This is a genomic window from Viridibacillus sp. d25.2 (assembly GCF_055456015.2).
The window spans coordinates 195891-210313 of record NZ_CM196652.1 but is presented as its reverse complement, the minus strand read 5'-3'; the positions used below and the strand labels follow the sequence as shown (position 1 = coordinate 210313).

16 protein-coding genes are annotated in these 14423 nt (G+C 36.8%); 14 read left to right on the top strand and 2 right to left on the bottom strand.

Annotation, left to right across the window (positions count from 1 at the left end):
* Positions 1-63 precede the first annotated feature (63 nt).
* The 11 genes from rpmH (at position 64) to ACZLO7_RS01005 (ending at position 10888) form a co-directional block, all read left to right on the top strand.
* Positions 64-198, top strand: a complete 135-nt coding sequence (gene rpmH, locus ACZLO7_RS01055) for a 50S ribosomal protein L34 (protein WP_036200974.1) — start codon at positions 64-66, stop codon at positions 196-198.
* A 219-nt stretch (positions 199-417) separates the two neighbouring features.
* Positions 418-771 carry a ribonuclease P protein component gene (rnpA, locus tag ACZLO7_RS01050; RefSeq protein WP_038178762.1) on the top strand — a complete coding sequence of 118 codons (354 nt, stop codon included), beginning with the start codon at positions 418-420 and terminating at the stop codon, positions 769-771.
* Positions 772-830: 59 nt separating this feature from the next.
* On the top strand, positions 831-1598 hold the full coding sequence (gene yidC / locus ACZLO7_RS01045) for a membrane protein insertase YidC (protein ID WP_464939698.1): 768 nt from the start codon (positions 831-833) through the stop codon (positions 1596-1598).
* Positions 1595-2419: an RNA-binding cell elongation regulator Jag/EloR gene (jag, locus tag ACZLO7_RS01040; RefSeq protein ID WP_464939699.1), complete on the top strand. Its 825-nt coding sequence runs from the start codon at positions 1595-1597 to the stop codon at positions 2417-2419. The genes yidC and jag overlap by 4 nt, the downstream gene beginning before the upstream one ends.
* Before the next feature lie 860 nt (positions 2420-3279).
* Positions 3280-4665, top strand: coding sequence for a tRNA uridine-5-carboxymethylaminomethyl(34) synthesis GTPase MnmE (mnmE, locus tag ACZLO7_RS01035; RefSeq protein WP_464939700.1), 1386 nt, complete (start codon positions 3280-3282; stop codon positions 4663-4665).
* A gap of 28 nt (positions 4666-4693) precedes the next feature.
* Complete coding sequence (mnmG, locus tag ACZLO7_RS01030) at positions 4694-6592, top strand: tRNA uridine-5-carboxymethylaminomethyl(34) synthesis enzyme MnmG (protein WP_464939701.1); 1899 nt, start codon at positions 4694-4696, stop codon at positions 6590-6592.
* Between the two features lie 42 nt (positions 6593-6634).
* Positions 6635-7351 (top strand): 16S rRNA (guanine(527)-N(7))-methyltransferase RsmG, encoded by a 717-nt coding sequence (rsmG, locus tag ACZLO7_RS01025; RefSeq protein ID WP_464939702.1) that lies wholly within the window; start codon positions 6635-6637, stop codon positions 7349-7351.
* 194 nt (positions 7352-7545) lie between these two features.
* On the top strand, positions 7546-8406 hold the full coding sequence (noc, locus tag ACZLO7_RS01020) for a nucleoid occlusion protein (RefSeq protein WP_464939703.1): 861 nt from the start codon (positions 7546-7548) through the stop codon (positions 8404-8406).
* Between the two features lie 172 nt (positions 8407-8578).
* Positions 8579-9340: a ParA family protein gene (locus tag ACZLO7_RS01015; RefSeq protein WP_464939704.1), complete on the top strand. Its 762-nt coding sequence runs from the start codon at positions 8579-8581 to the stop codon at positions 9338-9340.
* Positions 9333-10172: a ParB/RepB/Spo0J family partition protein gene (locus tag ACZLO7_RS01010; RefSeq protein WP_427751678.1), complete on the top strand. Its 840-nt coding sequence runs from the start codon at positions 9333-9335 to the stop codon at positions 10170-10172. Before ACZLO7_RS01015 ends, ACZLO7_RS01010 begins: the two co-directional genes overlap by 8 nt.
* Positions 10173-10183: 11 nt before the next feature.
* Complete coding sequence (locus tag ACZLO7_RS01005) at positions 10184-10888, top strand: DUF554 domain-containing protein (RefSeq protein ID WP_464939705.1); 705 nt, start codon at positions 10184-10186, stop codon at positions 10886-10888.
* On the opposite strand, the gene yyaC is transcribed toward ACZLO7_RS01005, so the two are convergent.
* Entirely contained in the window at positions 10832-11440 is a 609-nt protein-coding gene (gene yyaC, locus ACZLO7_RS01000; RefSeq protein ID WP_427751674.1) for a spore protease YyaC, read from the bottom strand. The genes ACZLO7_RS01005 and yyaC overlap by 57 nt on opposite strands.
* A 72-nt stretch (positions 11441-11512) precedes the next feature.
* On the opposite strand from yyaC, the gene ACZLO7_RS00995 reads away from it, so the two are divergent.
* The 3 genes from ACZLO7_RS00995 to ychF all read left to right on the top strand — a co-directional run bounded on the left by ACZLO7_RS00995 (position 11513) and on the right by ychF (position 13807).
* Positions 11513-12406, top strand: a complete 894-nt coding sequence (locus ACZLO7_RS00995) for a mechanosensitive ion channel family protein (RefSeq protein WP_464939706.1) — start codon at positions 11513-11515, stop codon at positions 12404-12406.
* Between the two features lie 2 nt (positions 12407-12408).
* On the top strand, positions 12409-12624 hold the full coding sequence (locus ACZLO7_RS00990) for a DUF951 domain-containing protein (RefSeq protein ID WP_464939707.1): 216 nt from the start codon (positions 12409-12411) through the stop codon (positions 12622-12624).
* 82 nt (positions 12625-12706) lie between these two features.
* Positions 12707-13807, top strand: a complete 1101-nt coding sequence (gene ychF, locus ACZLO7_RS00985) for a redox-regulated ATPase YchF (RefSeq protein ID WP_464939708.1) — start codon at positions 12707-12709, stop codon at positions 13805-13807.
* Between the two features lie 50 nt (positions 13808-13857).
* Here ychF and ACZLO7_RS00980 read toward each other — a convergent pair whose 3' ends face one another.
* A complete protein-coding gene (locus ACZLO7_RS00980; protein WP_464939709.1) occupies positions 13858-14409 on the bottom strand; it encodes a DUF3267 domain-containing protein in 552 nt (183 codons plus the stop codon).
* Between the last annotated feature and the right edge of the window lie 14 nt (positions 14410-14423).

Genomic DNA, 14423 nt, shown 5'->3' with positions numbered 1-14423 from the left:
ATATAATATGCAAGACTGTCTGTAGTATTTTTTATAATAGACTTTCCAGGAGGTGTCATATAAATGAAACGCACATACCAACCAAAAAAACGTAAACATAGTAAAGTACATGGCTTCCGCGCACGTATGAGTTCTAAAAATGGTCGTAGAGTACTTGCTGCACGTCGTCGTAAAGGAAGAAAAGTATTATCAGCATAAGTCCACTGACCAACATCAGTGGTCTTTTTTTTCTTTATGGAGAGATTAGTGTTTAGTATTGTTGGTTTTTCTCCAAAACGGTTAACCATTATGAACAACTCCTTTTCAATGTTTTAAGGGGGAGATTATAAAAGTTTATCTTTTTGGAGAGGATCGACAATCAATGTGAATAAAACCTTCTTATAAAGAAGAAAGAACAATGAATAAGCAGGTGCAGAGATGAAAAAACGCCGCAGAATTAAAAAGAATGAAGATTTTCAAAAAGTATTTCGTAAAGGTAAGTCATTTGCGAATCGTCAGTTTGTTGTCTACTGTTTACCAAAAGAGGGACAAGAAGAATTTCGTATTGGGCTATCCATCAATAAGAAAATAGGTAAGGCAGTCACTAGAAATCAAATCAAACGTTATATCCGTCAAAGTTTTTTCGAATTACAAGATGATTTGAGAAATGATATGGAATACGTGATCATCGCCAGACATCCGGCGGCCACTATAGATTTTCATGAAACGAAAAAGAGTTTACAGCATGTTTTAAAAATTGCGAAAGTTTTAAAAAGAAGTAGTAGAGAGTAATAGAAAGTGCATGATAAAATAGCTGATAGAAAATGAAAGTTATTTTAGGGGGATGAAGATTGAAGAAGAAACTTTGGATCATTCTCGCGCTTACTTCATTAACATTATTATTAACTGGGTGTACAGAGTATAACCAACCAATTTATAGTGACACTGAAGGCTTTTGGAGCAAATATATCGTTTGGCCATTCGTATCTTTCATAACACTATTTAAAGGAATACTTGGTACGTATGCGTGGGGGATAGTTTGTGTAACGATCATTATTCGTTTAGCTATTTTGCCGTTAATGATTAAACAGACAAAAAGTGCGAAGAAAATGCAAGAATTACAGCCTAAATTGGCGAAATTAAAAGAGAAATACAGCTCTAAAGATGCAGTAACGCAGAAAAAGTATCAAGAAGAAATGATGAAAGTAATGAGTGAGTCTGGTGCTAATCCAGCTGCTGGATGTTTGCCGGTGCTGATTCAAATGCCGATTCTAATTGGTTTCTATCATGCAATTAGTCGTATGAATTCAACGCCAGAAATTAACTTGGGCGACTTTTTCATGTTCCCACTAGCTGAACCGAGTATTGTACTAGCTGTTCTAGCAGGTATCATGCAGTTTATTGTTCTACGGACTGGTCCAGCAATGAATAATCCTCAAATGCGAATTATGATGTACATCATGCCATTTATGATTATTGGTTTAGGTAGCTATTTACCAGCCGCTTTATCACTTTATTGGGTAATCGGTAATGTTATTACATTCATACAAAACCTTGTTATGTATAAGCCTTGGAACAAAACAACAAAACCTGCAAAAACAGGAGGGGCCAAAAAGTGAAACAGATCACGCAAATGGGAGCAAACGTAGAAGAAGCGATCTCTATAGCGTTAAAAGAGCTTGACCTTACCCGCGAGCAAGTAGATATTGAAATACTTCAAGAAGGTAAAAAGGGTTTTCTAGGTTTTGGTTCACGTAAAGCAAATGTACGTGTAACTGAAAAACAACTTGGGAAGTCTGATCAAGAAAAAGAATCTGTGCAACAGGCAATAGTAGAACCGAGTGAAATAGAATCTGCAGAAGCTGTAGCTGTTATTTTACAAAGTGAAGTAGGCAATATAAAAGAATCAACAACTGAAGACTTACATGAACCATCAACGTTGATAGTTGATGAAAATGAATTAGTAGATGAGAAGCATAACGATAATACAGTAGCTATTGAGCATGCAGTCACTTATTTAACAGATATTGCAAAGCAGTTAGATATCAATGACTTAACTATTGATGTTCATGAAAAGGGTAAAATCATTAATATTAGTTTAGAGAGCAATAAGGCTGCATTACTAATAGGTAAGCGCGGTCAAACACTAAACTCCCTTCAAGAATTGACACAATTAGTTGTGCACCAATACGCAAAACGATTCGTCTTAGTAAAATTGGACGTAGAAAACTATCGCAAGCGTCGTCAAGAATCATTGGAGCAGCTAGCAAATCGTATGGCAGATAAGGCCGTTTATACAGGAAAGAAGATTGAGTTAGAGCCAATGCCTTCGAATGAGCGAAAAATTATCCATCATATTCTTGCCAGTCGAGTTGATATCGAAACGTATTCCGTTGGATCGGATACTAAACGCTATTTAGTTATAGAACCGATTCGATAAGTGAAAAATTCTGTTAAAGCCCATCTCATTTTAAATGAGATGGGCTTTTGATTGTTTTAATGGATAATTTTAGTAAGGTGGCATATATCTATTTTTGTTAGATATTGAGTTTATAAATGTAAAATTGTCGGAGGCCCACAGGAAGTGGGTCAAATAATCGTTGCGATGGGTTGCCATGCACTTATGTTACCTTCCTCTAAATGAGCGTTTTTAGCATTAAAGTGAGTTATCCAGCTTCAGCGGCCAATCCCTCGAGGTCACTTCCATCTTCTCGGACGAAAGTTGAAAAGATACTTTCGATTCGAAGATTGCAGTGCTTGTCGGGATTAAACAGGCCGCTTCAGCATTAAAGTGAGCTATTCAGCTTCAGGCGCTAGCTGCTCGAGGTCGTTTCTGTCTTCTCGGTCAAAATCTGAAAGGATGATTTTGAATCGAAAACTCCAACGCTTGTCGCAGCTGAACAAGCGCCTTCAGCATTAAAGTGAGCTATCCAGCTTCAGCGGCCAATCCCTCGAGGTCACTTCCATCTTCTCGGACGAAAGTTGAAAAGATACTTTCGATTCGAAGATTGCAGTGCTTGTCGGGATTAAACAGGCCGCTTCAGCATTAAAGTGAGCTATTCAGCTTCAGGCGCTAGCTGCTCGAGGTCGTTTCTGTCTTCTCGGTCAAAATCTGAAAGGATGATTTTGAATCGAAAACTCCAACGCTTGTCGCAGCTGAACGAGCGCCTTCAGCATTTAAAATAAGTTGTCCACAATTCTACTTTTCGAGCTTTTATGCTATTATTGTATGTTAGAGAGTCAGTTCGTTTTAGGTTATCCACATGTGGATAATTTTTAATTTTTTAGGAGGTATTATCTATGGAGTTCGATACAATTGCAGCTATCTCAACGCCAATGGGTGAGGGAGCAATTGCCATTGTCCGTTTGAGTGGGGATGATGCTGTTGCTATTGCGGATCGTGTGTTTCATGCGCCGAGCCGGAAAAAGTTATCCACACAGCCGTCACATACGATTCATTATGGACATTTAAAGGAGCCGGTATCAGGTGAGGTAGTAGAGGAAGTTATGCTATCGATGATGAAAGGGCCAAAAACATTTACACGTGAAGATGTAGTAGAAATCAACTGTCACGGTGGAATAGTTTCGGTGAATCGAGTATTGCAGTTAGTATTGAAAAATGGTGCACGATTAGCAGAGCCTGGTGAATTTACAAAGAGAGCCTTCTTAAATGGTCGAATTGATTTATCACAAGCAGAAGCTGTTATGGATTTAATTCGTGCAAAAACAGACCGTGCAATGAATGTAGCACTTGGTCAAATGGACGGGAAATTATCACGATTAATTGGTGAGCTTAGACAAGCTTTATTAGAAACTTTAGCGCAAGTAGAAGTGAACATAGATTATCCAGAATATGACGATGTAGAAGAGATGACGATTCCGCTTATGCTCGAAAAATCTACATGGGTAATGAAAGAAATCGAAAAACTTTTACAAACATCTTCTCAGGGTAAAATTTTGCGTGAGGGCCTTTCAACTGTTATACTAGGTCGTCCGAATGTCGGCAAATCGTCGCTATTAAATAGCCTTGTACAAGAAAATAAAGCAATCGTTACAGACGTTGCTGGTACAACGCGTGATATTATAGAAGAGTACGTAAATGTACGAGGTGTTCCATTACGTTTGGTTGATACTGCAGGTATTCGCGAAACAGAGGACATTGTTGAGCGCATTGGTGTAGAACGTTCTCGACAAGTTTTGAAAGAAGCAGATTTAATCCTTCTTGTTGTAAACTATGGAGATGAGCTTACCGACGAAGATGAGCGTCTTTTCGAAACGATTCAAAATATGGACTATATAGTCGTTGTTAATAAAACAGATTTGTCACAACAAATCGATTTAGCTCGTGTACAAGCGTTAGCAGGAAATCGTAAAGTGGTGACAACATCTTTACTTAAAGAAGAAGGTGTCACGGAGCTTGAGGAAGCAATTGCGGCATTATTCTTTGAAGGTTCATTAGAAGCTGGAGATATGACATATGTATCAAATGCACGCCATATCGCTTTATTACACCAAGCACATTCAACGATTAAGGATGCCATTGAAGCAGCTCATGTAGACATACCTGTTGATATGATTCAAATCGATGTTACTAGAACGTGGGAAATTCTTGGTGAAATTATTGGAGATACCGTGCAAGAGAGTTTAATCAATCAGCTATTTTCGCAATTTTGTTTAGGGAAATAAACTTAAATATAGAAAGGAAGTAACGAGCATGCCAACAAAATTTGAAGCAGGCACGTTCGATGTGATTGTAATTGGAGCAGGTCATGCAGGAGTAGAATCTGCCTATGCTGCATCAAGAATGGGTGCAAAAACACTTATGTTAACAATCAATCTTGATATGATTGCCTTTATGCCATGTAACCCATCAGTAGGTGGTCCAGCTAAAGGAATTGTTGTACGAGAAATTGACGCATTAGGCGGTGCGATGAGTAAAATTATCGACAAAACACATATCCAAATGCGTATGTTAAATACAGGTAAGGGCCCTGCAGTACGTGCTTTACGTGCACAAGCAGATAAAGTGCTTTACCAAAGAGAAATGAAAAAATTATTAGAAGATGAAGACAATCTTACAATCCACCAAGCAATGGTAGATGAATTAATTGTTGAAAATGGTGAAGTAACAGGTATTGTAACTCAAGTCGGTGCTGTTTATCATGCAAAAACAGTTATTGTTACAACAGGTACATTCCTACGTGGTGAAATCATTATTGGCGATTTGAAATATTCAAGTGGTCCAAATAATCAACAGCCCTCTATTAAATTAGCGGATAATCTAAAAGAACTTGGTTTTGAATTAGTGCGCTTTAAAACAGGTACACCACCACGTGTTAATAGTAAGACAATTGATTACAGTAAAACTGAAATTCAACCTGGTGATACAGAGCCTCGAGCGTTTAGCTATGAAACGACTGAATATATCACAGATCAACTACCATGTTGGTTAACCTATACTAGTGAAGAAACACATGAAATTATTAATGATAATCTTCATTTATCTCCAATGTATTCAGGGATGATTAAAGGTACTGGTCCACGTTACTGCCCATCAATTGAAGATAAGGTTGTTCGTTTTAGTGATAAACCTCGTCATCAACTATTCTTAGAACCAGAAGGCCGTGATACACGTGAAGTGTATGTTCAAGGACTATCAACAAGTTTACCAGAACATGTACAACGCAAATTGTTGGAATCAGTGCCAGGTCTAGAAAAGGCAGAAATGATGCGAGCAGGTTACGCCATCGAATACGATGCAATTGTACCAACTCAATTATGGCCGACATTAGAAACTAAACGCATTGCAAACTTATACACGGCTGGTCAAATTAATGGTACTTCAGGTTATGAGGAAGCAGCTGGACAAGGACTGATGGCTGGTATTAATGCTGCTGCTAAAGCACTTGGTAAAGAAGAGATGATTTTAGGTCGTGCAGATGCATATATAGGTGTGTTAATCGATGACCTTGTAACAAAAGGAACAAACGAACCATACCGTCTATTAACTTCCCGTGCGGAATACAGATTATTACTACGTCATGATAATGCAGATATGCGTTTATCTGATCGTGCGTATGAAGCGGGTTTAATTACCCAAGAGCGTTATGATAGATTTGATACAAAACGTCAAAAAGTAGATAATGAGATTAAACGCCTGCGTGATACAATTTTAAAACCAGATGCTAAAACACAAGGCTTATTACGTGATTTAGGTAGTAGTGAGTTAAAAGATGGTATTCGTGCCGCAGATCTATTAAAACGACCAGAAATGACGTATGAATTACTGTCAACATTAACTGAATCACCAACAGAGCTATCAACAGAAGAAAAAGAGCAAATCGAAATTCAAGTTAAATATGAAGGCTACATTGAAAAAGCGCTTCAACAAGTAGATAAGCTTAAAAAAATGGAAGATAAAAAAATTCCAGAGAATATTGATTATGAAGCAATTTCAGGAATTGCAACCGAAGCAAAACAAAAATTAAAACAAGTAAGACCACTATCTGTTGCACAGGCATCGCGTATCTCAGGTGTAAACCCTGCTGACATTTCAATTTTACTAGTGTATATTGAACATGGTAGAATAGCGAAATTAGCAAGCAACGAATAATATGACAAAACCAATAGTGGCACTACATGGAAGGGGAAAATCATGAACGAAGAACAGTTTGTGCAAGCTTTAAAGGAACAAGGAATTGAGTTATCAGAGGGACAGTTAAAACAATTTCATACTTATTTTGAACTATTAGTTGAATGGAATGAAAAAATGAACTTAACTGCAATTACTGACAAGCCATCTGTTTATTTAAAGCATTTCTACGATTCTATTAGTGCTGCTTTTTATATGGATTTCGATAAAGTACAATCATTATGTGATGTAGGAGCAGGTGCAGGTTTCCCAAGTATTCCAATTAAGATCTGTTTCCCACATTTACAGCTAACAATTGTAGATTCATTAAATAAACGTATTCAATTTTTAACACATTTAAGTGAACAGTTACAGTTAGACCAAGTAGATTTCGTTCATTCACGTGCAGAGGATTTTGGACAAAATCCAAAATATAGAGAACAATTTGATCTTGTAACAGCACGTGCAGTTGCTAGATTATCAGTACTTTCTGAGCTATGTATACCTCTTGTGAAAACAAACGGTCATTTTGTTGCGATGAAAGCAGCAAGTGGTGATGAAGAAATGAAGGATGCTAAAAAAGCTTTAACAGTATTAGGTGCTAAATTAGTAGATAGCCATTCATTCTTATTACCAATTGAAGATAGTGAACGTTCAATTTTTATTTTCAATAAAACAAAAAATACACCGAAGAAATATCCACGTAAGCCAGGTATACCAAACAAATCACCAATCCAATAACTGGTTCGTTCCACGTGAAACATAAAAGGGTGCTTACGTTTTTTATCGAAAATAACTATAATGATATGTAGAAGTATTACTTATTGCACAATGATAGTCAAAATATAAATAGTTCTCTCCACCTTCTAACGGGCTTTTACCTATGATATTAGATGGAGAATGCTTGGAAATATCGTTAAAGGTGGTGCCAAGGGATGAAAAGTACTTTTTCACGTTTTTTTGGAAGTGGTGAGAAAGTAGAACACGACTCGAAAAATGAGGTAGAAAGTGCGGAATCGGTTGTTAAACTCCTTATTAATGAGATCCAGCCGAATCGTTATCAGCCACGTACAATTTTCGATGATTCGAAGATTGAAGAGCTTGCACGAACAATCCGTACACACGGTGTAATTCAACCAATCGTCGTTCGAAAAATGGAAGAAGGTCATTACGAAATAATTGCAGGTGAGCGTCGTTATCGAGCAATGAAAATGCTAGAGTGGACAGAAGTGCCCGCTATCGTTCGTGAAATGAACGATAAAGAAACGGCTTCAGTTGCATTAATCGAAAACTTACAACGTGAAGAGCTTACATCAATTGAAGAAGCACAAGCTTACCTAAAATTATTAGAACTTCATGGTTTAACACAAGAAGCACTTGCTCAAAGGCTTGGTAAAGGTCAGTCAACAATAGCGAATAAAATCCGCTTATTAAAGCTACCTGAAGAAATTCAAATGGCTATTTTAAAAAGGGAAATTTCAGAACGTCATGCACGTGCTTTAGTGCCCGTCAAAGACAAAGAATTGCAGTTAGCGTTGTTACAAGAAATAATCGACAATGATTATAATGTGCGACAATTAGAGCAAAGAATTGACGAAATTTTAAATCCTGCTGAGAAGCCAAAGAAAAACAAGCCAACTCGTAAAGCAATTAGTAAAGACATTCGTATTGCATTAAATACAATTAGACAATCACTTACGATGGTCACAAAAACAGGTATTAATGTAGAAGCGGAAGAAGAAGAACATGATGAGTTTTATCAAATCACTGTGAAAATACCGAAAAAGAAATCATAATTTCATCTATTTTAAACTCTTGTCTAGTATTTGGGACAAGAGTTTTTTTATATATTTTTATTTTATAATATGAGCCTATTTTACATTTTTTTGATAGAATGAAAATTAGGTATTCAAATTGATTTAATATTGCCTATTTTTATAAAATTGATTTTGGAAAGCAGGTGCACATGTGGGTAGAACAATTGCAATCGCTAACCAGAAAGGCGGCGTAGGAAAAACTACAACATCAGTTAATCTTAGCGCTTGCCTCGCCCATTTAGGTAAAAAAGTATTAATGATTGATACAGATCCCCAAGGCAATGCAACGAGTGGAGTTGGGGTTAACAAAGGTGAAGTACATAAATGTATATATGATGTGCTAATTGATGACGAACCAATTAAAGATGTCATTCGAGAAACAAAGGTTGAAAATTTATATATAGTACCTGCTACAATTGCATTAGCGGGAGCTGAAATAGAACTAGTGTCAACAATTTCAAGGGAAGTACGGTTAAAACATGCAATTGATGACATAAAAAATGACTATGATTACATTGTAATTGACTGTCCACCATCTCTTGGTTTATTAACGATTAATTCATTAACGGCATCTGATTCGATTTTGATTCCTGTACAATGTGAATATTACGCATTAGAAGGATTAAGTCAGCTATTATCAACTGTACGTTTAGTGCAAAAGCATTTAAATCATCAACTAACAATTGAGGGTGTTTTATTGACGATGCTCGACGCGCGTACGAATCTTGGTCTTCAAGTGATTGAGGAAGTAAAAAAATACTTTCAAGATAAAGTATTTAAAACGGTTATCCCACGTAATGTTCGTTTAAGTGAAGCACCAAGTCATGGTGAACCGATTATTGTATATGATGCAAAATCGCGTGGGGCAGAGGGTTATTTAGAGCTTGCAAGGGAAGTGATTAAAAATGGCTAAAGGTCTAGGAAAGGGAATTAATGCATTATTCCCAGGTGAATCATTGTCTACTAATGAAACAGTAGAGCATTTGGCATTAACAGATTTACGTGCAAATCCATATCAACCTCGGAAAATTTTCGATGAGTCTGCAATTGAGGAATTGGCATTATCCATTAAAGAACATGGTGTTTTACAGCCAATAATTGCCCGCAAACGAGTAAATTTTTATGAAATTGTTGTTGGTGAAAGAAGGTTTAGAGCTTCTAAACTTGCGGGATTAACAGAAATTCCAGTTGTTGTCCGAGAGATGGACGATCAACAGATGATGGAGTTTGCAATTCTTGAAAACTTACAGCGTGAGGATTTAACGCCAATAGAAGAAGCAGAAGCTTATACAAATCTAATGGATAATTTAAATTTAACACAGGAACAGCTAGCATCCCGTTTGGGGAAAAGTCGCCCACATATCGCAAATCATATCCGATTGTTAGCGTTACCGGAAGATGTACGTACTCTTTTATCAGAAGGTAAAATAACAATGGGACACGGTCGTGCATTACTTGGATTAAAAAGAAGGAAATTAATATCTCAAGTAACTGAAAAAGTGTTAACTCAACATTTAAACGTTCGTCAGTTAGAGGCCTTAGTACAATCTATGAATGACAATGTTTCACGTGAAACAAAGAAGACAGTGAAAAAAGATATTTTCATTGCTGAAAAAGAATCACAATTACGTGATTACTTTGGTACGAATGTAACGATTAAGGAGTCAAAAAACAAAGGAAAAATTGAAATCGAATTTTTCTCTGCAGATGATTTAGAACGTATATTAGAATTACTGGAAGATTGAGAGGATTTAACTTGGTTCTATTAGGTACGGCAATAAACGCGATTCTAATTGTAATAGGTACATTAATTGGTAGATTGTTACAGAAAATACCTGATAATACAAAAGAGACAGTGATGAGTATTATAGGATTGGCTGTAGCAGTATTAGGCATCCAAATGGGGATACAAAGCGAGAATTTTATAATCGTCATAGTTAGCCTTGTATTTGGTGCAATTCTAGGAGAATGGATTGATTTAGATAAGCAATTAAACCGTTTAGGTCAATTTCTTGAGAGAAAATTAGGAAACAAGGCTAAGGGTGGCAATATTTCGCAAGGATTTGTTAATGCTACTCTTATCTTTGTTATAGGTTCAATGGCTATTATAGGTGCATTGGATAGCGGGCTACGAAATGATCATTCTGTTTTAATAACAAAAGGTATTATTGATGGTTTTACAGCCGTAATTTTAGCTTCGACAATGGGAATTGGCGTTATTTTATCCGCTATTCCGTTATTTTTGTATCAAGGTATTATTGCTATTTTTGCAGGGCAAATTAGTCGGTTTATACCTGATGAAGCACTACAGATGTTCATCCAAGAAATGACTGCAACGGGTGGTATTATGATTCTTGCAATAGGTCTTAATTTAGTAGGCCTAACGAAAATCCGCGTGGCCAACTTACTTCCGGGAATACTCGTTGTGGCCATCGCGGTTATGTTCATGTACCTTTTTTAAAGAATAACGACTCCACGCCAAAAATAAAGCGCGCGAAATTTGCTGGCTCATTTCATACGTGACATGAAGGCGAGTGTTTTGTAAAACAGCATGCTCCATAAATCCTCCAATATTGACTATGCCTTTAATAGACATATCACCAATAGGGGGGAGCTCCTTCTTGACAGCTTTACCAGGCAGTAAAGGCCCTTCATGAACGATAATTTCCCCAATACGTTGCTGTGAACCAAGACAAGCATCAATAGCAACTACAAACGGCTTTATTTCATGGGTAGTTAAATTATCAACTGTATCTGTTAGATTCAGTGCGTGAAGGGGTTTTTCTAAAGTCCCTATAATCTCATAAGGAAATGAAACATACTGATTTAAAAAACTGCCAGCTAAGGGTCCGAGTGAGTCTCCGGTAGAGCGATCGGTTCCAATACAGCAAAATACAAGATTTTCGTGATGAAATGGTATATGCTCTAAAAGGAAAGAGCTTAACCGCCAAATGGCACCTGATTCTTTATAATGAAGAACATGTGAAAATGGTTGATTCGAAGTTATAAGCATCGAGAATCTCTCTTTCTTTTTTTCAGCATTATACGCATAGCGGGAATTTTTTATGCAAGAGGAGCGTCAAAAATGAAATTTGATGAAATGTATAACAACTTTATGGCAGTTGTGACTAGTGAGAAGTTATGGGAAAGTATCGGCACCGCGACAATGAAAATTATAGCAATCACGATATTATCGATGGTTGTTGTGCGTGTAGCTAAAAAGGCTATTCGTAAGGCTTTTGATATCCGCATGAGTGTACCATCGCCATTACAACCAACTTCAGAACGGCGTCATCGTACAATTTTGAGATTGTTGGAAAGTATTATTTCATATGTAGTGTACTTTTCGGCAATTCTTGCTATATTATCAGCGATGGAGATTAAAATTGCAGGATTATTGGCAGGTGCCGGGATCGTCGGTTTAGCTGTCGGATTTGGTGCACAAAGTTTAGTGAAAGACGTCATCACTGGATTCTTCATTATTTTTGAGGATCAGTTTGGTGTTGGTGACTATATTAAAATTACTTCAGTAGAAGGTACAGTACTCGAGATTGGATTACGTACTACTAAAATTAAAGGTGCTGCTGGGGAAATAAATATTGTTCCAAATGGATCTATCACTGATGTTGTGAACTATTCTATAAATAACTCAATTGCTGTTATCGATGTGAGTGTTGCTTACAATTCAGATATCGCAAAGGCTGAGCGCTTAATCGAGGCATATCTAATAGATCTCCCAAAGAAGCATGAAGAAATTACTGCACCGCCTACTTTGTTAGGGGTTCAAAATGTAGTGGGAGCAGAGATTACTTTACGAATTTCTGTGGAAACATTACCAATGCAACACTTTGCATTATCACGTATGGTTCGTCGTGATGTAAAAGAAATTTTCGATCGAAATCGTATCGAAATTCCTTATCCGAAAATGATGGTTTATGAAAGAGATAATAATCAAACATTTAACGAAGAAGGAGAATGATGATGGAAGCAAAAAAGTTCGAACTTGGTGACGTTGTGGAAATGAAAAAACAGCATCCATGTGGAACAAATGAATGGAAAGTTATCCGCATGGGTGCCGATATTCGTATAAAGTGTGAAGGCTGTCAACACAGCGTAATGATTCCACGAAGAGAATTTGAAAAAAAGTTAAAGAAAATACTAATTGCTGCTAATCCAGTAATAGAAGAGCAAAATTAGACTTTTACTAGATGAGTCACTATAATTAACAAGTCATGTAAATGTAATAGTGTTTTTGAAAAATTGAAAGGTTGTGAATAGAATGGCTTTAACAGCTGGCATCGTGGGTTTACCGAACGTAGGTAAATCTACATTGTTTAACGCAATTACAAAAGCGGGAGCAGAATCTGCAAATTACCCATTCTGTACGATTGATCCAAACGTAGGAATCGTTGAGGTACCCGATAACCGTCTACAAAAATTAACGGAATTAGTAGAACCGAAGAAAACTGTACCAACAGCTTTCGAATTTACTGATATTGCTGGAATAGTAAAAGGTGCTAGTAAAGGTGAAGGTCTTGGTAACAAGTTCTTAGCACATATTCGTGAAGTAGATGCAATTACACAAGTAGTTCGTTGTTTCGCTGACGATAACATCACACATGTATCAGGTAAAGTAGACCCAATCGAAGATATCGAAGTTATTAACCTTGAGTTAATTCTTGCAGACTTAGAAGCAGTTGAAAAACGCCTATCTCGTGTTGAAAAATTAGCCAAGCAAAAAGATAAAGATGCAATGGCTGAAGCACCAGTCTTAACTCGCTTAAAAGAAGCTTTTGAAGCAGAAAAACCTGGTCGTTCTATTGACTTCACTGAAGAAGAGTTAAAAATCGTTAAAGGCTTCCACTTACTAACTGTGAAACCAACGCTATACGTAGCAAACGTCTCTGAAGATGAAGTGGCAAATGCAGACGATAATGAATACGTTCAAAAAGTACGCGAATATGCAAAAGCTGAAGGCGCGGAAGTAATTGTTATTTGTGCTAAAATCGAGGAAGAAATTGCAGAGCTTGATGATGAAGAAAAAGCAATGTTTCTTGAAGAACTAGGTATCGAAGAATCTGGTTTAGACCAATTAATTCGTGCAGCCTACAATCTTCTTGGACTAGCAACTTACTTTACAGCAGGTGTACAAGAGGTACGTGCATGGACATTCCGTAAAGGAATGAAAGCACCACAATGTGCAGGTGTTATCCACTCTGACTTTGAACGTGGATTTATCCGTGCAGAAACAGTTGCTTATGAAGATTTAATGACAAATGGCTCAATGACTGCGGCAAAAGAAGCAGGTAAAGTGCGTCAAGAAGGTAAAGAATACATCGTACAAGATGGCGATGTTATGTTATTCCGTTTCAACGTATAATCTAAAAGTAAAAGACAGCGCTGGATGTATCCAGCACTGTCTTTTTTATATTAATATGTTTTATTTTTATATAAATATAACCTAGGAAACTCTGGATCATCTTTTACCCAATATGTATTTGGGTATTTTCTAAGTGCGAAGTACATAGCAAAGTCCCCAACGGCACCTGCAATTAACCATGCACCTAACACAACGAGCATACTACTATTTAAATAGAGACCAAGAACCGCTGGAATAACGCCCGTTGTCCAAAAAGGTAGTAGGAGTGTTTTTTTCATTGCCCTATTACAAATAGGTTCTTTTGTTGTTGCATAAGCTACACCCATTTTTAAATTTACTCCGTATTCTAATGAACGAAAAGGCACTTTACCAAAGATCATAAAGCCAATTAAATGAAAAATTTCATGTAACACAATTAAAATAAAATAGTATACGATGAATAGCACAATACTTAAAAGTGAAAAGTTTAGTTCAAATACTTGATGAATCCAACCATTTAGAAGAGTGAGTCCGATCATTAAGCCAAACGTTATAATAATGTTTTGCCAAGCAATTTTCTTTAAATCTAGCTCGATTATTGAAGGCTCCTCATGTTCTATCAAATTTATCACCTCTA

Coding starts and splice junctions, on each gene's coding strand:
- rpmH (WP_036200974.1), top strand. CDS start 64: ATGAAACGCACATACCAACCAAAAAAACGTAAACATAGTAAAGTACAT.
- rnpA (WP_038178762.1), top strand. CDS start 418: ATGAAAAAACGCCGCAGAATTAAAAAGAATGAAGATTTTCAAAAAGTA.
- mnmE (WP_464939700.1), top strand. CDS start 3,280: ATGGAGTTCGATACAATTGCAGCTATCTCAACGCCAATGGGTGAGGGA.
- mnmG (WP_464939701.1), top strand. CDS start 4,694: ATGCCAACAAAATTTGAAGCAGGCACGTTCGATGTGATTGTAATTGGA.
- rsmG (WP_464939702.1), top strand. CDS start 6,635: ATGAACGAAGAACAGTTTGTGCAAGCTTTAAAGGAACAAGGAATTGAG.
- noc (WP_464939703.1), top strand. CDS start 7,546: ATGAAAAGTACTTTTTCACGTTTTTTTGGAAGTGGTGAGAAAGTAGAA.
- ACZLO7_RS01010 (WP_427751678.1), top strand. CDS start 9,333: ATGGCTAAAGGTCTAGGAAAGGGAATTAATGCATTATTCCCAGGTGAA.
- yyaC (WP_427751674.1), bottom strand. CDS start 11,440: ATGCTTATAACTTCGAATCAACCATTTTCACATGTTCTTCATTATAAA.
- ACZLO7_RS00995 (WP_464939706.1), top strand. CDS start 11,513: ATGAAATTTGATGAAATGTATAACAACTTTATGGCAGTTGTGACTAGT.
- ACZLO7_RS00990 (WP_464939707.1), top strand. CDS start 12,409: ATGGAAGCAAAAAAGTTCGAACTTGGTGACGTTGTGGAAATGAAAAAA.
- ychF (WP_464939708.1), top strand. CDS start 12,707: ATGGCTTTAACAGCTGGCATCGTGGGTTTACCGAACGTAGGTAAATCT.